The sequence below is a fragment of the Sagittula sp. SSi028 genome (assembly GCF_048553715.1).
Taxonomy (GTDB): domain Bacteria; phylum Pseudomonadota; class Alphaproteobacteria; order Rhodobacterales; family Rhodobacteraceae; genus Sagittula.
On record NZ_JBLZNC010000003.1, the window covers coordinates 123,062 to 142,643 of the forward strand.

A 19,582-nucleotide genomic window follows, 5' to 3' on the forward strand; every position below is an offset into this window, starting at 1 on the left:
GGGAGGAGCGTTGCCTGCGCAGCGCCTTGGCGCAAGCCCCAACAGGATACGCTCAGGCGCGGGCGGGGATGGGGCGGCGGGTCACAAACAGCGCCAGCGCCAGACAGACCAAGGCAAGCGAGACAAGGAATGGCGCACCGGGAAAGGGATCGCGCCCCGGCGCCGTATAGGCGGCAAACACCGACGTCATCAGCATCGGGGACACCACAGAGGCCAGCGCCGCGGTCGAGGACAACACGCCCTGCAGCGCGCCTTGGCGGTCCTCGCCCATGCTTTTGCTCATCATGCCCTGCATCGCCGGACCCAGCGTCCCGCCCATCGCGGCCACCGGTGTCAGCGCCAGAACGGTCATGCCATCGTCGATAAAGGGGATCAGGCCAAAGGCCGTGCCTGCACACAGCAGCCCAAAGATCGCGGTGCCGCCTTCGCCAAACCAGCGCAGCAGCAGGCGGATGATCCCGGCCTGAACGGCGGCATAGGACAAGCCAAAGATGCCCAGCGAGATGCCGATGACCGCCGCGCTCCACCCGAAACGGGCATGGCCAAAGAACGACCAGACCGCCGGATAGACCGCAAAGGCCACGTGATACAGGAACATGATCGTCAGACCACGGCGGATGCCCGGCAGCTTGCCCATCGCCTTGAACGCGCCAAAGGGATTGGCCTCGCGCCAGTTAAAGGCACGTCGGTTTTCCGGTTTATGGGTCTCGGGGAAGGCCCAGATGCCCAGCAACGTATTGGCCGCCGCCAGCGCACCGGCGAGCCAGAAGGGCGCGCGCGTGCCGAATTCGCCCAACAGGCCGCCGATGGTCGGCCCCAGAACAAAGCCCAGACCAAAGGCCGCGCCGATCAGGCCAAAGCTTTGCGTGCGTTTGTCGGGCGGTGACAGGTCGGCCATCGCGGCAAAGGCGGTGGAATGGGTTGCAGCGGCAAAGCCACCGATGATCCGCGCGATCAGCAGCACGGTCAGGTCTTGGGTCACAGCCATGACCACGTAATCGACGACCATCAGACCCAACGTGAACAGCAACACCCGCCGTCGCCCCACAGCGTCGGACAGCGCGCCCAGAAAGGGGGCAAACAGGAATTGCATCACCGCATAGGCCGTCGCCAGAACACCGCCCCAGACGGCAGCGCCGGACAGACCACGATGCGACACCTCGCCGATCAGATCCGGCATCACCGGAAGGATCAGGCCGATCCCCATGGCGTCGATGGCCACGGTGACCAAAAGAAAAACAACAGGCAGGCGCATCATTTACAGCGCCGCCCGGACCGCTTGGGCAAAGCTGCGGGCCTCTTGCGGGGCGCAGCCCAGATTGGCGGCGCTGTCAAAGACCGACGGCGGCAGGTCAGGGTGGGCTTCGCGCGCGATCTGCGACAGCGGGCTTCCGGTCTCGCGCGCTTGCTGGCACAGGGTTTTGGTGATGTGTTGCGCCTTGGGGCGGGGCATGGATTGTGCCAAGGCAAAGCTGAGCGCCTCGGCGTGCACAAGGCTGTTCGCTTCCAGCGTGGCGGACATTGCGGCGGTGTCGGGCGTCAGGGTCTCGGCCAGCGCCTGCGCATGTGTCATGGCAGAGGCTGCGGCCAAGACCAGTTGCGGCAGGGTCAGCCATTCGGTGAACCAAGCCGCGCCATCACGTTGCTGGCGGTGCATGCTTGCACCTTCGAGCGTGGCATGCAGCCCTTGGGCGTGCCGGGCCAAAGCCACGCAGGCAGAGGGCTGCACCGGGTTTTGTTTCTGAGGCAGGGTGGACGATCCGCCCGCTTGCGGCAGGGTGATCTCGGCGGCATCGGATTGTGCGGCCAGCCACAGATCTTCGGCCAGACGTGCTGCCGCAAGGGCCGAACGGGTGAACCATGCGGCGATGTTCAGGATGGGGGAGCGGTCGGTGTGCCAGCAGCGCTCGGGGTCGGTCAGGTTCAGCCCCTGCGCCAGATCCGCGCGCAGGGCGGCGGGGTCATCGCCCAGATGGGACCCCGTGCCGACAGAGCCCGACAGGGAGACATACAGGTTGCCGCGGATCGCCTCGGACCCTTTGAACAGCGACAGCAGCGGCGCGCCCCATTGCGCGACCTGCGCGCCAAAGCTCGTCGGGGCGGCATGCTGGCCAAAGGTACGCCCCGCCATCGGGGTGTCCGCGTGGGCGTCGGCAAGCTCGGCCAGCGCGATCAGCGTGGCGCGCAGCCGGTCGCTTTGATGGGTGATGGCCTGCCGCAGGCGCAGCATAAGCGCGGTGTCCTGAATGTCCTGCGAGGTCGCGCCCCAATGGACAAAGGCCGCGTGTTCGGGCGCTTGCATCGCCTCGCGGAAGGCCTCGACCAATGCGGGTGTGGACACGCCGTTCAAGCCGGTCGATTTGGCCAGCCCGACCGGATCGATCTGGCATTCCAGAGCTGCGCGATGAATGGCGGCGGCGGCGGTTTCGGGAATGGTGCCGCGCGCGCCCTGTGCCTTGGCCAAGGCGCCTTCGACCAGCATCAAGGCGCGGATCTCTGCGCTGTCGGAAAACAGCCGCGCGGTGTCCCCGCTGGGGAACAAATGGCTGAGGTGGATGCTGTCAAAGGGCGTCGCGGGCATAGGTGTCAAAGTCCGTCTTGTTCGTGGGTCTGGCGCGCAATCTGATCGAGCAGCGCTGCCAGCCTGTCCGGCATAGAGAAAAACGGCGAATGCGAACTGTCGAGTTCGTGCACGTCGCGCGGATCAAAGGCCTGCGCCATCACCCGTTGGAACGCGGGCGGGATGGCGCGGTCTTGCGTGCAAATGACGTAGCTTTTGGGCAGCGCGCCAGAGCGGTCGGTCAAATCAATTGCCGTGTTCGAGGCGGCCACGCTTTCGGGGCAAAGGTTCGCCACCGCATAAAGCACCGACGTGGCCGGGCAGTCATGGTAGAACGCATTCGTCCCGCCGGATGTGTCAAAGGTAAAGCTGCGTTTGTTTGCAGCCATGCGGATCAGCGGCAGCAGAGGCTGTTCATCGGCCTGCGCGCGCATCTGTGCCAAGGAATGGTCGGGCCAAGGTGTGTAGGCGCACAGGTAGACCAATCTGCGGATGTTCTCGGGGGCGATTTCGGCCCCTTGGGTGATCGAATAGCCGCCCATGGAATGGCCCACCACAATGGCGGGGCCGTCCAGATGTTCGGCAATGCGCTGGCCGTAGTCGGAAAGGGTGACGTCTTCGATATTGCCGCGATCCTCGCCGTGGGCGGGCATATCCAGCGCCACCGCCTCGTGCCCCAAGGCGAGCAGTTCGGGGACAACGTCCCGCCAGCACCACGCCCCATGGGCCGATCCGTGCACCAGAATAAAACGCGCCATGTCAGGCTCCCTGAGCGATGAGGAAATCGCTGAGAACGCGGGCGAATTCTTCGGGGGCTTCGACGCAGGGCAGATGGCCCGCGCCACGGATCAGATGCTTTTGCACCCCGGGGATGAGATCGGCGGTCTCGAACACCAGATCCGGCGGGGTCGATCCGTCCTCTGACCCGGCGATGGCCAAGGTCGGCAGCCGCAGCCCGCTGGTCGACGAGATGAAATCGGTGCCCGCGATGGCTGCGGCGCAGCCGGTCCAGCCGTCCACCGGCGTGCGCAGAAACATCTGCTGCCAGCCGGGGAATTCGTCTGTGGCGTGAAACGGTTTGGAAAACCAGCGGCCCATGGTGGCATCAAGCACCGAAGCCATGCCGCCCTGCGTCACCGCATCAATGCGCTCTTGCCACATATCGCGGGTGCCGATCTTGGCACCGGTGTTCGACAGCACAAGCGCGCGCACCAGATCCAGACGCTTGGCTGCCAGACCTTGGGCGATCATGCCGCCAATGGACAGTCCGACAACCACGGCGTTCTTGAACCCCACATGGTCCATCAGCCGCTCCGTGTCGGAAATCAGCGCGCCCATGGAATAGGGGGCGGGCGGCACTTCGGACAGCCCGTGGCCGCGTTTGTCGAACCGCAAGATGCGCAGGTTCGCAGGCAGCAGCGGCAGCACCTTGTCCCACAGCCGCAGATCGGTCCCCAGAGAGTTGGCAAAGACCACGGGCATGCCGTCTTCGGGTCCGCTGACGATGTAGTGCAGGCGCGTGTCGCCGCTTGTGGCCATCTGCATGGGCTGGTCTCTCTGTTCCGGTCTGTTGCGCTATGTAACCAGTGCGGGCCGCAGAAGGAACCCTTGCCGCACGTCTGCCTGCGGGCCGGATGCGCGAAGGGGGCGCAGACCGCATGGCCCCGCGCCCCCTTCGATGTCACCTTATGTCGCCTAGGGCGACAGGCGTTCAGGCGATGGACACCAGTTCGATGTCAAAGGTCAGGTCCTTGCCGGCCAGCGGATGATTCGCATCCAGCGTGACGGTTTCTTCGCTGACTTCATGCACGGTCACGGGCATGACCTGACCGGTCTGGGTCTGCACCTGCAGCTGCAGGCCAACCTCCAGCGGGATATCGTCGGGGATTTCCGCGCGCGGCACGTCCTGGCGGGCCTGCGGATCGGGTTCACCGTAAGCTTCGACGGCGGGGATCTCGACCTTTTTGGTGTCGCCCACGGTCATGCCGGGGATGGCCTTGTCGAGACCGGGGATGATCTGGCCGGAGCCGACTTCGAATTCCAGCGGATCGCGCTCGCGCGAGCTGTCGAATTCGGACCCGTCGGAAAGCGTGCCGGTGTAGTGAAGGCGAACGGTATCGCCGGATTTAACCTGCGTCATGAAAGTATCCTGTCTGTCGGGAAAAGGGTTTGCAGAGGCCGGTGCATATGCCGGGTGCTCTGAGGCTCGCCCGTAACCTAGGGATTGCGGGGCCGGATTGCAAACAAGGTGGCCAATCGGGACAAATTGCGCCTAGGGTCGGCAGAGTTTTCAGGGAAGGGGAGCCCGATGGCCAAGGTTTGCATATTCGACGCTTATGGAACGCTGTTCGATGTGGCGGCGGCCGCGCGGGTCGCCGCAGATGAGCCGGGCCGGGACGCGTTGGCGCAGGTCTGGCCACAGATCGCGGCGGATTGGCGGGCGAAACAGCTGGAGTATTCGTGGCTGCGCGCGGTGACCGGCGATTACGTGTCTTTCTGGCAGGTCACGCAGGACGGGCTGGACTGGGCGATGGAGCGCGCAGGCCTGAGCGAGGATCTGGAACTGCGCGAACGGCTGCTGGCGCTGTATTGGGAATTGCCTGCTTACAAAGAAGCGCCCTTTGTTCTGGCGCGGCTGCAGGCGGCGGGCCTGCGCTCGGCGATCTTGTCCAACGGCAGCAAGGATATGCTGGAGGGGGCGGTGGAGTCCTCGGGGGTTGGGTCGTTCCTCGAAGAGGTGATCAGCGTTGAAAGCGTCACCACATTCAAACCCGCGCGCATTGTCTATGATCTGGTGACACAGCGGATGGGCTGCGCCGTTTCGGATGTGTTGTTCGTGTCGTCCAACGGATGGGACATCGCAGGGGCGCAGGCCTACGGGTTTGAAACGGCATGGGTCAATCGCAACGGCCTTCCGGTGGACCGGCTCATGGCGCAGCCTGCGCATGTGGTCGCCGACCTTAACGCTATAGCGGAGCTTGTCTGATGCCGCGCTTTACCAGCTCTGACGGGGTGTCGATCCATTACACCGATGAGGGGGCGGGCCTGCCGGTTTTATGTCTGGCGGGTCTGACGCGCGATGGGCGGGATTTCGATTTCGTGGCCCCGCATCTGTCGCAGGTGCGGCTGATCCGGATGGATTACCGCGGGCGGGGGCAGTCGGACTGGGCGCCTTATGAGACCTACACCATTCCGGTCGAGGGACGCGATGCCATCGAATTGCTCGACCATCTCGGGGTGGCGCGGGCGGCGGTGCTGGGCACCTCGCGCGGGGGGCTGATTGCCATGGGGCTGGCTTTTGCCGCGCGGGACCGGCTGCTTGGCGTATGTCTGAATGACGTCGGGCCAGAGATCGCCGACGCCGGTCTGGATGTGATCAAGAACTACCTCGGCAAACCGCCGGCTTTCGAGGCGCTGGAACAGGTCGCAGCCTATCGCAAGGCGCATATGACGGGCTTCCGGCTGCCCGACAGCCGCTGGATGGAAGAGGCCGCGCGCCTGTTCGCCGTCACGCAGGACGGTCTGGCGCTGACCTATGATCCGAAACTGCGCGACGCCGTGTTGGGCGGCGGTGCGCAACCTGCGCCCGACCTTTGGCCGTTCTTTGACGCGCTGGAGGGGCTGCCGCTGGCCATGATCCGTGGCGCAAACTCTGACCTGTTGGCACCCGAGACCTTTGCCGAGATGCGCGCGCGCAGGCCAGATGCCATCGCGACAGAGGTGCCAGATCGCGGCCATATCCCGTTTCTTGACGAGCCGGAGAGCCTGACGGCCTTGCGCGACTGGCTGGCGGCCATGGGCGCGCAGGGCTGAGCCGCTTTAGTCGAGGTTGAACACGCGGCTGGGGTGCAGCTCGCCCGCCTTGAAGCGGCCAACCGCAATGGGTTTGCCGTCAAGGCTGGCCCATGCCTCGTCGCCGTATTCGACGTTGGAGGCCAGCACCATGCCGGGGTTGCCGTTTTTCAGACGCACCGCGCCCTCGGGGGTGCAGCGCAATTCGGGCAGATCGTCCAGCCCCAGCTCCAGCGGTTTCAGGAAAGCGTCCAGATCCGGCGTCTTGGCCAGCGCGTCGATCTGTTCAATGGTCACCGCGCCGTCCAGATCAAAGGGGCCGGACCAGACGCGGCGGAGCGTCAGCACATGGGCATGGCACCCCAGCGCCGCCCCCAGATCGCGCGCGATGGACCGCACGTAGCCGCCCTTGCCACAGGTCATTTCCAGAACAGCGGTGTCGGCATCGGGGCGGTCGCTCAGCAGCAGGGATTCGACAAACAGCGGACGAGCGGCCAGCTCCATCTCTTCGCCGTCGCGGGCACGTTTATAGGCGCGCTCGCCGTCGATCTTGACCGCAGAGAACTGTGGCGGCACCTGCATGATGTCACCGACAAACCCGTGCAAGGCTTCCTTGATCTCGTCGTCAGAGGGGCGCAGATCCGAGGTGGCGATGATCTCGCCCTCGGTGTCGTCGGTGTTGGTGGCCTGCCCCCAGCGCACAACAAAGGAATAGGCCTTGAGCGCGTCTGTGATGTAGGGGACGGTCTTTGTGGCCTCGCCCAGGGCCACCGCCAGCAGGCCGGTCGCCTCGGGGTCAAGCGTGCCTGCATGGCCTGCCTTTTTGGCGTCCATGGCCCAGCGGACCTTGTTGACCACGGCGGTCGACGTGATGCCCGCCGGCTTGTCGACGATCAGCCAGCCGGAAATATCGCGGCCCTTACGCTTGCGTGCCATGTCTGTCTGTCCCCATGTGTGATGCGGCGCGCGGCGTAGCAAGGTGCGGCTGCCCTGTCAATCGGCGGTTGGCTGTGCGCCTGTGGTGGGCGGCTCTAGCCGCAGGATGCCCGCGCGGCGGGTCAGGTAGAGCGCTCCGGCTACGGCCCATAGATTTGCCGCGACAAAGGCCGACACGATCCCGGCAAAGCCCGCGATTTGCGCGCCCAGCCATGCCAGCGGCACATAGACCACCGCAATGCGCGAGGCAGACAGCCCCATGGACCACAAAGCGCGGTCGCAGGCGTTCATCGCGGCATTGGCCGTCACCAGAATACCGTAGCCAAAGAACCCCAGTGCCCCCCAGCGCAGATACTGCGTGGCATAGGCAGCGGCGTCGCTGCCGTCGGTCATCAGATGGGCCAGCCATGGCGCGGCCAGCATCAGCACCGCCGCCAGTCCGGCCCCGTAAATGACGCAGCTCAGGAACGTCAGGCGGGTGGCATCCTGCGCCCGGTCGCGCTTTTCCGCGCCCCATGCCTGACCCACCACCGGCCCGATGCCTGCCGACAGCGCCAGCATGGGAACGAACAGCAGCGATTGCACACGGGTGGCCGCCCCGAAGCCTGCGACCTGCGCATCGCCCAAGGTGGCAGCCGCCGCCGTCACCAGCGACAGGCCCAGTGGGTTGATGGCGTTGGAGGCCGCGGCAGGCCCGCCGATCTTGGCAATCCGGGTCAGGCTGTCACGCAGCCCCGTCAGGCAGGACCGCGACACCGACAGCCGCCCGCTGTACAGCGAAAACACCAGCAACCCGCCAAGCCCCAAAGCCCGTGCGATGAACGTGCCAATGGCCGCGCCTTCGGTGTCCAGAGCGGGGATCATGCCCCAGCCGAAAATGAAGAGGGGCGTGACGGCGATGTTGATCAGGGATTGCGACAACATCACAGTGGCGGAGATATGGCTTTCACCGCCCGCGCGGAAAACGGCGTTCAGACCCATGCCTGCCACCATGAATGGAAAGGACGCGCACCACCACGGCACATAGGCCAACACCTTATCAAGGATCTCGCCCGATGCGCCCATCGCGCCGTAGATGATCGGCGCCGTCAGCCAAAAAACCACAGCCACGAGCATCCCCAATGCGGTGGCAAAGATCATGGCATGCAGGGCCAATCGCGCGGCGCGGGCGTCGTCATCTCCTTCGCGGCCAAGCGCTTGGCTGACGACGGCGGATGTCCCTGCACCCAATCCAATGCTTAGCGACGTCAGGGCCACGGTGACGGGGTAGATGTAGCCCACCGCCGTCAGATCGGCCTGACCAGCGCGCGCCAGAAAGGCCGCATCCGCCAGCCCCACCGACAAGGTGCCAAGGATGCCAAGGCTCATCGGAGCCGAGACGCGCCACAGCGCACGGCCCACGGGGCCTTTGTTCAAATTGCGATCAGCCATGACGCCGGAAATGGGCCGAGATGCCGCAAAGGCAAGCGGGCAGCGGCTTAGCGCCGGGCAAAGACCGCTTGGATGGCGTCCAGCGCGGCGCGGATGGGCGGGTCGTGGCGGGCATTGCTGTGCGACACCAGCCATTCGTCATGGGACAGCTCGGGTATAGCATCGGACTGGCGCTGCAATCCGTCTTCGGCGTCACCGGCAAAGGTGGGCAATACGATGCGGCCGAACCCCGCCAGTGCAAGATCGAGACACAGGCGCGGGTCGCTGGCGGTGGTGGTGATCCGGTCGCCATGGGTGGCGCGCAGCCATCGTTGCGAGGGTGTCGAGGCAACCGTATCAGGCAGCCCCACGTAATCCGCGACCCCGTCGGAGATGGCATAGATCGCATAGTCGATGCGGCGCAGGCGTTGGCGGGCCAGCCGCGTGCTGTCTGGCGGGCGGTTGCGGATGCCGATGTCTGCCGCGCGCCGCGCAAGGTCGAGATCCGCATTCGAGGGCACAAATGCGGGCCGCCACAGGGCCGAATGATCAGGCGTCATGGTCTGGGCCAGATGGCGCGAGGTCCAGAAACCTGCCGTGATGCGCACGGGCAGGGGGCCTTGGCCCTGCTGCACCCATTGGCGGGCGGCCTGCTGCACCTCTGCCAGATCGGCCACGCGGCGCGACAGGCTGTGGCCTTCTGCGGTCAGGCTGTAGCCGGAGGGGCCGCGCGTGAACAACGTGCGCCCGATGGCCCGTTCCAGCCGCGCCATACGGCGTGACAGGGTGGGCAGGGGCGTGTCGGTCTCTCTGGCGGCGACCGATAGGGAACCCGCGCGCGCAACAGTCAGAAAGAGCGCCAGATCATCAAGGCTGGGGGTTTCATCCATGAAACCCAGATTGCCGCTTTGTCAGCTATCCGCCAAGCGATTTCCAACGGATCATGAGGGAACTTCGCGCAACCTGTAACGAAAGTGAAACCATGACCTCTCCGCTTCTCGTTTTGGGTGGCACGGGCGCAGCGCCCTGCCGGTCCTTGGAAAGGCAGCTTATCGCCGCCCGCATAGCAAGTCGGCGGCGCTGGGCGCGCCGCCGGTTCTGGTTGCGCCTGAAAGCGCGCGTTATGGGCCGACGGGCGGCGCGGTTCAGCTGCGTGTGCCCGCGAAGCGTTCCTGCCATTCTTCCCGTTCCGCATCGGTGATCTTGCGGAAGGTCACATCCGGCACGGTAAAGGCGTGGCCTTCGGGCATGACCTGCAAGGCAGCGGCCACATCACTGGGCCAGTTGTCATCGTCCGACCCCATGCAGCGGCGCAGATCAGCGCAAGCATCGGGGATGAACGGGGCAGAAATCACCGCATAAAGGCGGATCATATTCAGGGCGAGGCGGATCTGCATCGCCGCCTGTTCGGGGTCCGTCTTGAACGTCGACCAAGGCGCGACCTCTTGCAGGTATTCGTTGCCCAGCACCCATGCAGCGCGCAAGGAGGCTGCGGCTTTGCGGATTTCGATGGCCTCCATATGGCCTTCGTATTCGCGGATCTTGGCGGTCAGATCGGCGATCAACTGTTCCTCGCGCGCACCGGGGGTGCCGCCTGCGGGCACAGCCTCGGAGAACTTGGAGCGACAGAATTTCGTCACACGGCTGGCAAAGTTGCCCAGCACATCCGCCAGATCCTTGTTCACGCCCTGCTGGAAATGCTCCCACGTGAACTCGGAATCCGAGGTCTCGGGGACATTGGATAGCAGCCACCAGCGCCAGTAGTCGGCGGGCAGGATTTCCAACGCCTGATCCATGAAGACGCCACGGCCACGAGAGGTGGAGAACTGCCCGCCGTCATAATTCAGGTAGTTGAAGGATTTGATGTAATCCACCAGCTTCCACGGCTCGCCGCTGCCAAGGATCGTCACCGGGAAGGACAGGGTGTGGAAGGGGACGTTGTCCTTGCCCATGAACTGGGTGTAGCGCACGTCATCCGCGCCCTTGTCGGTGCGCCACCAGCGTTCCCAATCGGTGCCCTTGCCCGCGTCGACCCATTCCTGACCGCAGGCGATGTATTCGATCGGGGCATCGAACCAGACGTAGAACACCTTGCCTTCCATGCCGGGCCAAGGTGCGTCGCCTTTCATTACAGGAACGCCCCAATCCAGATCACGGGTGATGCCACGATCCTGCAGCCCGTCGCCGTCGTTGAGCCATTTCTTGGCAATCGAGGTGGTCAGCACCGGCCACCCTTCGCGGGTGTCGATCCATTCTTCCAGCCGGTCTTTCATCTGCGACTGGGCAAGATACAGATGCTTGGTCTCGCGCATCTCCAGCTCGGTCGAGCCGGAAATCGTCGAATGCGGGTTGATCAGGTCAACCGGGTCCAGCTGCTTTGTGCAGTTGTCGCATTGGTCGCCGCGGGCACTGTCGAAGCCGCAGTTGGGGCAGGTGCCCTCGATATAACGATCCGGCAGGAAACGCCCGTCCGCGTGGGAATACATCTGTGTTTCAGACACTTCGCGGATCAGCCCCTGTTCGTCGAGCACCTTTGCAAAATGTTGGGTCAAGGTTTTGTTCGCCTCGGACGACGACCGCCCGAAGTGGTCAAACGACAGGCGGAACCCTTCGGCGATGCGCGCCTGGACCTCGTGCATCTCGGCGCAGTACTCCGCGACCGGCTTGCCCGCTTTGGCCGCAGCCAGCTCGGCCGGTGTGCCGTGTTCGTCCGTGGCACAAAGGTACAGAACCTCGTGGCCACGGGCACGCAGGTATCGGGCATACAGATCCGCAGGCAGCTGGCTGCCCACGAGGTTGCCCAGATGCTTGATGCCGTTGATGTAGGGAATTGCAGAGGTGATGAGGTGGCGGGCCATTCGGACATCCTTTTCAGGTTTGCGCGAGGGAATACCCGAGAGCCACGCCCGTTGCCAGTGGGTAGCGCGGATTTCGTGGACCGGCGGTGTCGGGACGTTGATTAGGCCCCTGTTTACCATGACCGCGCATCTTGAGTCCGGCGAATGAGACGGGAACAGGGGATGCCGCGATATCGTAGACGCTATATTGCAGGCGGGCTGGTGTATTTCGAGGTCTGTCTGGCGCGGCGGGGGGATGACCTTTTGGTGCGCGAGATCGATACCTTGCGGTGGGCCGTGGGCCGCACGCTGCGGGACAGACCGGTACAGGTGGTGGCCTGGGTGGTGCTTCCGGATCGGATGCATGCCATCTGGCGGCTGCCGGACGGGGATTGCGCCTATGGGCTGCGCTGGGGGGCGATAAAGGCGCGTTTCACCCGGTCCCTGCGCGCGACCGCGTCGGGGCACAGCCCCGACCTACGCCATGATGCGTCTGGGGCCGAGGGGCGGGTCTGGCAAAACCGGTTCTGGGAACATCATATCAGAGGTCCCGACGATCTCGCCCACCATATGCACCTTTGCCGCGTGGCTCCTGTGCGTGCAGGGCTTGTCCGGCAGGCCGAGGACTGGCCGTTCAGCAGCTTTGCCGGGCATCGACAGGGGTGCCATCTTGCTTCGTCGCAGGCAGGCGACGGGGGAGATAGCGATAGGGGGCTCCCGGTTGCGCGGTGACATTTCGTAGGGCGGGGCTGTGCCCCGCCTGAACGGGCAGAGGCCCCGCGCCAAAGGGCCAGTCGCGCAAAGCATGACCGGTCCACAACCAGACCTTGGGGGGCAGCATGCGGGCGCGCAGCCGTTCCAGACGCCACCCCGTAGCCTCCGACATATGCGCGGGATCACAGGACCAGCGTGTCTCGATCCCCGGCGCGCCCCCCCGATCCGGCGTCAGGATCAACCCCAAAGGCGCGGCCCCTTCGACCCGTGCGCCCGCTTCCGCCGCCAGATGCAGACGCCGCACAGGGGTCATGCCGGGCGGGCTGTCCATCTCGGCCACAACCACAGGCGCTGCCCCGTCTTTCAGCGCTTCCTCCATCGCCCAAAGCACATCCTGCGCCCGCACAGGGCGCACAAACAGCAACTGTCCCGCCGCGACAATGGGCTGCACACCGGTCGCAGTCAGGCGCGTGCTCACATGCTCGGGGAGGATCCAGATCACGGGCGCAGGCCTGTGCCCCAGCACCCGCGCCGCCAATTGCAAAGCCAGCGTGCGCCGCGCGCCGCCACACAGCTCATGCACCCGCGCCAGCGCAAAGCTCACGCCCTCGGCCAGGGCCACAGCGGGCCTGGACTGATGGGATTTACGAGAAAGCAAAGCATCCGGTGTCATGCGAATCCCATAACATGTTCGCATTATGTTCTCAATGTGTGCGTGGGACCCCCATGCCAATAGCACCCCTTTGCTTGCGCTTTCCCGGACTTCTGGCCAGTATGCGCCGAACGCATGAACAGCAGGACATCCGCGATGAAAATGAACCCGCTGGGCCGCACCGGCCTGATGGTCTCTGAACTGTGCCTTGGGACGATGACCTACGGCAATCAAACCCCGCCCGAAGACGCCTTTGCCCAGATCGAACGCAGCTATGATGCCGGTATCAACTTCATGGATACCGCAGAGATGTACCCGGTGAACCCGGTGGCCAAGGAAACCATGGGCAACACCGAAATCATCATCGGCGACTGGTTTGAAAAGACCGGCCGCCGCTCGGACTGGATCTTGGCCACGAAACACTCCGGCGAAGGCAGCTTTGCCCGCGACGGCGCACCGATCTCCTCGAAAACGATCCGCACCACGATCGAGCAAAACCTCAAGCGCCTCAAAACCGACTACATCGACCTCTACCAGTTCCACTGGCCCAATCGCGGCAGCTTTATGTTCCGCAAGAACTGGACCTACACCCCCGCCGCATCAGGCTGGACCTACGATCAGGTCAAAGCGGATATCGAAGACTGCCTCGGCGCGCTTCAGGCCGAGGTCGAACGTGGCACCATTCGCCACTTCGGCCTCTCCAATGACAGCGCATGGGGCACAAAGATGTGGCTCGACGCGGCGGAACGTGTCGGCGGTCCGCGTGTCGCGTCCATGCAAAACGAATATTCCCTGCTGTGCCGCATGGCGGACACGGATCTGGCCGAAATGATGGTCTACGAAGACGTAAGCCTGCTGCCTTACTCCCCACTCGGGGCGGGGCTGCTGACCGGAAAATACCAAAACGGCGCCGTCCCCGAAGGTTCGCGCATGTCGCTGAACGGCAACCTCGGTGGCCGCAAATCCGACAGGGTTTTCCCGGCGGTCGACGCCTACGCCAAAATCGCGGCAGACGCAGGGCTTGATCTCGCACAGATGGCACTGGCGTGGTCGGCCCGCAGACCTTTTGTGGCCTCGACCATCTTTGGCGCAACCACCACTGCACAGCTCGAACAGCTTCTGCCTGCCGCAGACATCACCCTGTCCGACGATGTGCTGGCCGCGATCGATGCCGCGCACAAAGACCACCCGATGCCCTACTGAACGGTGCTGCGCCCGTCTCATGTCACGACGGGCGCAGCCCACGGCCTTGTTTTTTCTTGGTCAAAATACCTCACGGGGGTGTGGGGGTGTGAAACCCCCACGGACCGCTCAGCTCCGGCGCATGGGAACGGCCATGGGGCGCGGGCCGGTCAGGATCGCACAGGCGTCAGGCGACAACAGACGACACAGCGCCGCGTCATGACTGAACAGTCCGCCGGTATACGCCCCATAAGCGGGCAAGATCAGCCTGTTCCGGTCATACAGGAAACAGGGCCGCGTCACCGACATCCCCTTCAGCGGCAATCGCAGTTTGGGGTGGTAGTGACCGGACACCTCGCCCTGCGGATGATCGGCGGCGATATGACGAAACACCAATGGCGCCAGCGCCAGCTCTGCCAGATGCGCGCCCTTCAGGTCCAGCGGCCCCGGATCGTGGTTTCCCGTGATCCACGTCCAGCGCCGCCCGGCCTGCAAGCGTTGCAGCCAAAGCAGATCCTGCTCGGGCAGGCAGCGGTCCAGACCGACCGCGTCGAAACTGTCCCCCAGACACAGCACTTGTGCCGCGCCCGTGGCCTCCAGATCTTGGTCCAGACGCTCCAGCGTGGCGCGGACCTCATAGGGCGGCAGCTGCGCGCCACCAACGGCTGACAGCCGGGCCGATTTGCCAAGATGCAGGTCCGACACCACCAGCAAACGCATATCCGGCCAGTATAACCCGCCCGAGGGCAACGCCCGCAGCGCAGCACCGGCAAAAGTGAAATCATGCGTGTTCATGGTTTGTCTTTGCCACCCGAGCACCCGACCCGCAAGGGTGCTGCGCCGGTAAGCCACCCGCCATCACTTGGCCGTCGCAACAACCTGCGCCAATCCGCTTTCATCGAGCAGACGGGTGACCTCTTCCTCCAGCAGCCTCTCCTCGGCGCTGCCGCGCACCGGCACCCGGCCGGGTTCTAAAAACAGCGGAGCGGCCAGCGGGGTCACGCGGTCCAGCCGCACATGGTCGATCCGATCCCCCACCCGTTCGCACATCTCGCGGATACGGGCAAAATCGACCAGACCGCGCATGGCTTCCTCGCGGGTGATCTGCATCAGCAGATGATCAGGGTCGTATTTCAGCAATGTGTCATACAGAATGTCCGATGACATGGTCGCCTGCCGCCCGGTTTTGCGCTGCCCGCCGACCTGCCGTTCGATCAGCCCTGCAATGGTGGCCGACGCCCGAAAGGTCCGTTTCATCACCGCATTGCCCGCCAGCCAGCCGTCCAACCCGTCCTCCAACGCATGGACATCAAACAGCGGACGTGGATCGACGACCGCATCCAGCCCCCAGATCAGAACCGCATAATCTGTCGCCACAAACCCCATCGGTGCCAGCCCCATCTCCTCCATCCGCTTGGTCAGCAACAGCCCCAGCGTCTGCATGGCGTTGCGCCCGGCAAAGCCATAGACCACCATCTGCTCGCGGCCCTCATGCGGAAAGCTCTCGATCAGCAACCGCCCCGGCTGTGGCAAGTGCGAGCGTGTGCGCTGCAACGCCAGCCAATCTGCGGTGTGCTGCGGCAGTTGCGGCCAGTCCTCCTGCTGGAACATCCGCAAGATCCGGTCCGACAGCTGTGTGGAGGTCGCGAATTTGGTGCCCATAAACGTCGCGATTTTGGGCTTTTTCTGCGCATCGCGGCTGACCTCCACCACCAACTCGCGCAGCCCCTCATAGCGCACGATCTGCCCGCCAATCAAAAAGGTATCCCCGCGCGTCAGCTGCGCTGCAAAGCCTTCCTCGATCTCACCCAAAGGCGCCCCGCCGCGTCCACGCCAGCGCACTTTCAGCGTATCCGTGTCCTGAATCGTCCCGATATTCTGCCGGATGCGGACAGCGGATCGCGGATCGCGCAGCTGCCACAGCCCGTCTGGGCGCTGTAACAAGCGCTGCCACTGGTCATAGGCCCGCAAGGCATAGCCGCCGGTGGCACAAAACTGCAGGCAGTCGTCGAATTCCGCCCGCTGCAACCCGCGATATGGCCCTGCCGCCGACATCTCTGCATAGAGATCATCGGCCTCAAACGGCCCCGAGGCCGCCGCAATCAGAATATGCTGGCACAGCACATCACGCGGGCCGGGCCCGCGCGGCGCGCCATCCAGATCATGCGCTTTCACCGCCTCCAATGCCGCGACACATTCCACGATCTCGAACCTGTTGGCCGGAACCAGCAAGGCTTTGGAGGGGGCATTGTAGCGATGGTTCGCCCGCCCGATGCGCTGCACCAATCGTTTCACGTTCTTGGGCGCGCCCACCTGAATGACCAGATCCACATCGCCCCAGTCAATCCCCAGATCAAGCGATCCCGTACAGACAATCGCCCGCAGATCGCCAGAAACCATAGCAGCCTCGACCTTTTCACGTTGGCCGCGATCCAACGACCCGTGATGGATACCGATCGGCAGCGCCTCTTCATTAGCGAGCCACAGATTGTGGAAAAAGATCTCTGCCTGCGCGCGGGTGTTGTGAAAGATCAAAGTGGTCTTGTGCCGCTTGACCTGTTCCAGCACCGCCGGAATGGCATAAGCTGCCCCGCCCCCGGACCAAGGCGGAGCAGCTTCCGTTTTCAGCATCGCAATGTCGGGATCGGGGCCGGGGTCTGCATGCAGGATCTCGGTCTGCGCGGATCCAAATGACATCAACTGCGCAATGGCCTCCGGATCCTCGACCGTGGCCGACAGCCCCACGCGCCGCAACCCCGGCGCCATGGAGTGCAGCCGCGCCAAGGCCAGCATGAGCTGATCGCCCCGCTTTGACTCCGCCAGCGCATGGATCTCGTCGATCACCACCCGCTCCACACCGGCAAATGTGCGCGCCGCATCCTCGTAAGAGGTCAAAAGCGCCAGCGATTCCGGCGTTGTCAGCAAAATGTTCGGCGGATCGGCGCGCTGCCGCCGCTTGCGCGAGGATGGCGTATCCCCTGTTCGATCCTCCACCCGGATCGGCAAACCCGCCTCTTCGATGGGAATCAAAAGATTGCGCCGGATATCGGCGGCCAAGGCCTTCAGCGGCGATATATACAATGTATGCAGACCCGCACGCGGGGCCTCGGTCAGCTCAGCCAGCGTCGGCAAAAAACCGGCCAGCGTCTTGCCGCCGCCCGTGGGCGCGATCAGCAAAAGCTGCGCTGCGTCACCACGTTCCAGCATCTCACGCTGGTGCGGATGCAGCGACCAGCCGCGCCGGTCAAACCAATCGCGCAAAGGGGGGGGCAATTCTGTCATTGGCCATAGATAGGCGCATCAAACAAGAAAACGACCCCGGCTGCTGTCACACCACATGGGTGCTTTTCCTTGGTCCAAATACCTATGCGCTCACGTCTCCTCAAACGGGACGCCAGATACGAAAAGACCCCCGCGCCGCAGCGCGAGGGTCCCTGTTCATAACCGAAAAAGGTCTTACTGCGGGATTTCCGCGTCCAGCCCTTCGACGTAAAAGCTCAGGCCCGCCAGATCGCCGTCCGATGCGGTCTCGCCTTCGGCCAGCCAGACGGAGCCGTCCGCCTTGTTCAGCGGGCCGGTGAAGGGGTGGTATTCACCCGACGCAATGGCCTCTTTCATGGCCAGCGCTTCTTCTTTGACGTCAGCGGGGACCGCGTCGGTGATCTCACCGATGCCGACCATGCCTGCGCCGATCCCGTCCCATGTGCTCTTGCTCTCCCAGGTGCCGTCGATCACCGCTTTGACGCGGTCGATGTAGTAGGGGCCCCAGTCATCAATGATCGAGGACACGCGCGGCAGCGGGGCGTAGTCGGCCATATCGGATGCCTGACCAAAGGTGATGACGTTGCCGGCTTCCTTGGCGGCGGCCTGCGGTGCGGTGGAATCGGTGTGCTGCAGGATCACGTCGGCACCGTTTTCGATCAGCGCCTTGGCGGCGTCCGCTTCTTTGGCCGGGTCGAACCATGTGTAGGCCCAGATGATCGAGAATTCGACATCGGGGTTCACTTTCTTGGCGTGGATATAGGCAGAGTTGATGCCGCGGATGACCTCGGGGATCGGGAAGGAGGCGATGTAGCCGATCTTGTTGGTCTTGGTCATCTTGCCCGCGATGTGGCCTTGGATGGCGCGACCTTCATAGAAACGTGCCGAATAAACGGACACGTTGTCTGCGGTCTTGTAGCCGGTGGCGTGCTCGAATTTCACGTCCGGGAATTTCTCGGCCACGGCGATGGTCGGATCCATGTAGCCAAACGACGTGGTAAAGATGATGTCCGCGCCGGACAGGGCCATCTGGGTGATCGCGCGTTCGGCGTCTGCACCTTCGGGCACGGATTCCTGATAGATGGTTTTGACGCTGTCGCCCAGTTCGGCTTCGACTTTCAGGCGGGCCTGATCGTGCTCGTAGGTCCAGCCGCCGTCGCCCACGGGGCCAACGTAGATGAAGCCGGCGGTCACCGGATCCTGGGCGAAGGCTGCGGTGCCAAGGCCAAAGGCCAGTGCGGCAGAAGCCAGTAGAGTACGTCGTTGCATGGTAGAACTCCCTAAGGTTTTGTTATTGGTCGTTAAGAAGATGCGTGGAACGGACGCCCCAGCGAGGCCGGCGCGCCATGGCGTCCCACGGCAGAGATCAGCACCAACACAAGGATGGTGATGAGATACGGAGAGGCCGACAAGAGCGCGACCGGAACATCGGCGCCCGCCGCCTGCAGGTTCAGCTGCAGCACGGTGACACCGCCGAAAAGATAGGCACCCACCAGCACACGGCCCGCCCGCCACGAGGCAAAGACCACCAGCGCCAGCGCGATCCAGCCCGCGCCTGCGGTCATGCCTTCGGTCCATTGCGGCACGCGCACCAGCGACAGGTAGGCCCCGCCGAGCCCCGCGCAGGCGCCGCCGAAACAGATGGCCGCCAAACGGATGCGCACCACTTTGTAGCCAAGCGCATGGGCGCTGTCGTGGCTTTCGCCCACCGCGCGCAGAATCAGACCGGCGCGGGTGTATTTCAAAAAGGCCCATGTGGCCGCGACCAGCACCAGCGAGACGTAGACCATCACGTCATGGCTGAACAGCATGCGCCCGACCACGGGCAGATCCGACAGCGGTCCAAGGTCCAGTTTGGGCAGGGTGGGGGATTTCATGCCTTCATAAGGCTTGCCGATCAGGCTCGACAGGCCCAGCCCCACCAGCGTGAGCCCCAGACCCGTGGCCACTTGGTTGGACAGCAGGAACTGGGTCAGCAGCCCGAAGGACAGCGACAAAACCGCCGAGGCACAGGCCGCCCCCACAAAGCCCAACAGCGGCGAGCCTGTGTTGATCGCAATGGCAAAGCCGATCACAGCGCCGGTGATCATCATGCCCTCGACGCCCAGATTGAGCACGCCGGATTTCTCCACCACCATCTCGCCGATGGCGGCGAACAGAATGGGCGTGGCGGACACCATGATCGAGGCCACCAGAAGGATCGGATTGATCGAACTCAGGTCCATCGCGCGACCTCCT

At 64.1% G+C, this 19,582-nt stretch carries 18 protein-coding genes; 4 read left to right on the forward strand and 14 right to left on the reverse strand.

Features of this window, described 5'->3' with window-relative positions:
- Positions 1–52: 52 nt before the first annotated feature.
- The 5 genes from ACN5AZ_RS06775 to ACN5AZ_RS06795 form a co-directional block, all read right to left on the reverse strand.
- Positions 53–1,258, reverse strand: a complete 1,206-nt coding sequence (locus ACN5AZ_RS06775; RefSeq protein WP_419428103.1) for a TCR/Tet family MFS transporter — start codon at positions 1,256–1,258, stop codon at positions 53–55.
- Entirely contained in the window at positions 1,259–2,581 is a 1,323-nt protein-coding gene (locus tag ACN5AZ_RS06780) for a lyase family protein (protein ID WP_419428104.1), read from the reverse strand.
- 5 nt (positions 2,582–2,586) lie between these two features.
- Positions 2,587–3,318: an alpha/beta fold hydrolase gene (locus ACN5AZ_RS06785; RefSeq protein WP_419428105.1), complete on the reverse strand. Its 732-nt coding sequence runs from the start codon at positions 3,316–3,318 to the stop codon at positions 2,587–2,589.
- A 1-nt stretch (position 3,319) separates the two neighbouring features.
- Complete coding sequence (pcaD, locus tag ACN5AZ_RS06790; protein ID WP_419428106.1) at positions 3,320–4,105, reverse strand: 3-oxoadipate enol-lactonase; 786 nt, start codon at positions 4,103–4,105, stop codon at positions 3,320–3,322.
- 166 nt (positions 4,106–4,271) lie between these two features.
- Positions 4,272–4,700, reverse strand: a complete 429-nt coding sequence (locus ACN5AZ_RS06795) for an FKBP-type peptidyl-prolyl cis-trans isomerase (protein WP_419428107.1) — start codon at positions 4,698–4,700, stop codon at positions 4,272–4,274.
- A 168-nt stretch (positions 4,701–4,868) separates the two neighbouring features.
- On the opposite strand from ACN5AZ_RS06795, the gene ACN5AZ_RS06800 reads away from it, so the two are divergent.
- Together ACN5AZ_RS06800 and ACN5AZ_RS06805 are read left to right on the forward strand one after the other, a co-directional pair.
- Positions 4,869–5,546: a haloacid dehalogenase type II gene (locus ACN5AZ_RS06800; RefSeq protein ID WP_419428108.1), complete on the forward strand. Its 678-nt coding sequence runs from the start codon at positions 4,869–4,871 to the stop codon at positions 5,544–5,546.
- Positions 5,546–6,373, forward strand: coding sequence for an alpha/beta fold hydrolase (locus ACN5AZ_RS06805; protein WP_419428109.1), 828 nt, complete (start codon positions 5,546–5,548; stop codon positions 6,371–6,373). Before ACN5AZ_RS06800 ends, ACN5AZ_RS06805 begins: the two co-directional genes overlap by 1 nt.
- 6 nt (positions 6,374–6,379) lie before the next feature.
- Here ACN5AZ_RS06805 and truB read toward each other — a convergent pair whose 3' ends face one another.
- The 4 genes from truB to metG all read right to left on the reverse strand — a co-directional run bounded on the left by truB (position 6,380) and on the right by metG (position 11,556).
- Entirely contained in the window at positions 6,380–7,288 is a 909-nt protein-coding gene (gene truB / locus ACN5AZ_RS06810; protein ID WP_419428110.1) for a tRNA pseudouridine(55) synthase TruB, read from the reverse strand.
- Between the two features lie 57 nt (positions 7,289–7,345).
- The gene (locus ACN5AZ_RS06815) at positions 7,346–8,719 is read right to left on the reverse strand and encodes an MATE family efflux transporter (protein WP_419428111.1); all 1,374 of its coding nucleotides are present in this window, start codon (positions 8,717–8,719) and stop codon (positions 7,346–7,348) included.
- 47 nt (positions 8,720–8,766) lie between these two features.
- Complete coding sequence (locus ACN5AZ_RS06820) at positions 8,767–9,588, reverse strand: LysR family transcriptional regulator (RefSeq protein ID WP_419428112.1); 822 nt, start codon at positions 9,586–9,588, stop codon at positions 8,767–8,769.
- Positions 9,589–9,843: 255 nt separating this feature from the next.
- Positions 9,844–11,556: a methionine--tRNA ligase gene (metG, locus tag ACN5AZ_RS06825; protein ID WP_419428113.1), complete on the reverse strand. Its 1,713-nt coding sequence runs from the start codon at positions 11,554–11,556 to the stop codon at positions 9,844–9,846.
- A gap of 162 nt (positions 11,557–11,718) precedes the next feature.
- Here metG and ACN5AZ_RS06830 point away from each other — a divergent pair, with 162 nt between their 5' ends.
- Complete coding sequence (locus tag ACN5AZ_RS06830) at positions 11,719–12,267, forward strand: REP-associated tyrosine transposase (RefSeq protein WP_419428114.1); 549 nt, start codon at positions 11,719–11,721, stop codon at positions 12,265–12,267.
- On the opposite strand, the gene ACN5AZ_RS06835 is transcribed toward ACN5AZ_RS06830, so the two are convergent.
- On the reverse strand, positions 12,170–12,871 hold the full coding sequence (locus ACN5AZ_RS06835) for an ImuA family protein (protein WP_419428457.1): 702 nt from the start codon (positions 12,869–12,871) through the stop codon (positions 12,170–12,172). The two genes, ACN5AZ_RS06830 and ACN5AZ_RS06835, sit on opposite strands and share 98 nt — an antisense overlap.
- Before the next feature lie 186 nt (positions 12,872–13,057).
- Between ACN5AZ_RS06835 and ACN5AZ_RS06840 the strand changes: the two genes are divergently transcribed.
- Positions 13,058–14,104 carry an aldo/keto reductase gene (locus ACN5AZ_RS06840; RefSeq protein WP_419428458.1) on the forward strand — a complete coding sequence of 349 codons (1,047 nt, stop codon included), beginning with the start codon at positions 13,058–13,060 and terminating at the stop codon, positions 14,102–14,104.
- Positions 14,105–14,212: 108 nt separating this feature from the next.
- On the opposite strand, the gene pdeM is transcribed toward ACN5AZ_RS06840, so the two are convergent.
- The 4 genes from pdeM to ACN5AZ_RS06860 all read right to left on the reverse strand — a co-directional run bounded on the left by pdeM (position 14,213) and on the right by ACN5AZ_RS06860 (position 19,569).
- Positions 14,213–14,878, reverse strand: a complete 666-nt coding sequence (gene pdeM, locus ACN5AZ_RS06845) for a ligase-associated DNA damage response endonuclease PdeM (RefSeq protein ID WP_419428115.1) — start codon at positions 14,876–14,878, stop codon at positions 14,213–14,215.
- A gap of 63 nt (positions 14,879–14,941) precedes the next feature.
- Positions 14,942–17,365, reverse strand: a complete 2,424-nt coding sequence (locus ACN5AZ_RS06850) for a ligase-associated DNA damage response DEXH box helicase (RefSeq protein WP_419428116.1) — start codon at positions 17,363–17,365, stop codon at positions 14,942–14,944.
- 174 nt (positions 17,366–17,539) lie between these two features.
- Positions 17,540–18,613: a BMP family ABC transporter substrate-binding protein gene (locus ACN5AZ_RS06855; RefSeq protein ID WP_419428117.1), complete on the reverse strand. Its 1,074-nt coding sequence runs from the start codon at positions 18,611–18,613 to the stop codon at positions 17,540–17,542.
- A 32-nt stretch (positions 18,614–18,645) separates the two neighbouring features.
- Positions 18,646–19,569: an ABC transporter permease gene (locus ACN5AZ_RS06860; protein ID WP_419428118.1), complete on the reverse strand. Its 924-nt coding sequence runs from the start codon at positions 19,567–19,569 to the stop codon at positions 18,646–18,648.
- Positions 19,570–19,582 lie beyond the last annotated feature (13 nt).

Coding starts and splice junctions, on each gene's coding strand:
- ACN5AZ_RS06775 (WP_419428103.1), bottom strand. CDS start 1,258: ATGATGCGCCTGCCTGTTGTTTTTCTTTTGGTCACCGTGGCCATCGAC.
- ACN5AZ_RS06780 (WP_419428104.1), bottom strand. CDS start 2,581: ATGCCCGCGACGCCCTTTGACAGCATCCACCTCAGCCATTTGTTCCCC.
- ACN5AZ_RS06785 (WP_419428105.1), bottom strand. CDS start 3,318: ATGGCGCGTTTTATTCTGGTGCACGGATCGGCCCATGGGGCGTGGTGC.
- pcaD (WP_419428106.1), bottom strand. CDS start 4,105: ATGCAGATGGCCACAAGCGGCGACACGCGCCTGCACTACATCGTCAGC.
- ACN5AZ_RS06795 (WP_419428107.1), bottom strand. CDS start 4,700: ATGACGCAGGTTAAATCCGGCGATACCGTTCGCCTTCACTACACCGGC.
- ACN5AZ_RS06800 (WP_419428108.1), top strand. CDS start 4,869: ATGGCCAAGGTTTGCATATTCGACGCTTATGGAACGCTGTTCGATGTG.
- ACN5AZ_RS06805 (WP_419428109.1), top strand. CDS start 5,546: ATGCCGCGCTTTACCAGCTCTGACGGGGTGTCGATCCATTACACCGAT.
- truB (WP_419428110.1), bottom strand. CDS start 7,288: ATGGCACGCAAGCGTAAGGGCCGCGATATTTCCGGCTGGCTGATCGTC.
- ACN5AZ_RS06815 (WP_419428111.1), bottom strand. CDS start 8,719: ATGGCTGATCGCAATTTGAACAAAGGCCCCGTGGGCCGTGCGCTGTGG.
- ACN5AZ_RS06820 (WP_419428112.1), bottom strand. CDS start 9,588: ATGGATGAAACCCCCAGCCTTGATGATCTGGCGCTCTTTCTGACTGTT.
- metG (WP_419428113.1), bottom strand. CDS start 11,556: ATGGCCCGCCACCTCATCACCTCTGCAATTCCCTACATCAACGGCATC.
- ACN5AZ_RS06830 (WP_419428114.1), top strand. CDS start 11,719: ATGCCGCGATATCGTAGACGCTATATTGCAGGCGGGCTGGTGTATTTC.
- ACN5AZ_RS06840 (WP_419428458.1), top strand. CDS start 13,058: ATGAAAATGAACCCGCTGGGCCGCACCGGCCTGATGGTCTCTGAACTG.
- pdeM (WP_419428115.1), bottom strand. CDS start 14,878: ATGAACACGCATGATTTCACTTTTGCCGGTGCTGCGCTGCGGGCGTTG.
- ACN5AZ_RS06850 (WP_419428116.1), bottom strand. CDS start 17,365: ATGACAGAATTGCCCCCCCCTTTGCGCGATTGGTTTGACCGGCGCGGC.
- ACN5AZ_RS06855 (WP_419428117.1), bottom strand. CDS start 18,613: ATGCAACGACGTACTCTACTGGCTTCTGCCGCACTGGCCTTTGGCCTT.
- ACN5AZ_RS06860 (WP_419428118.1), bottom strand. CDS start 19,569: ATGGACCTGAGTTCGATCAATCCGATCCTTCTGGTGGCCTCGATCATG.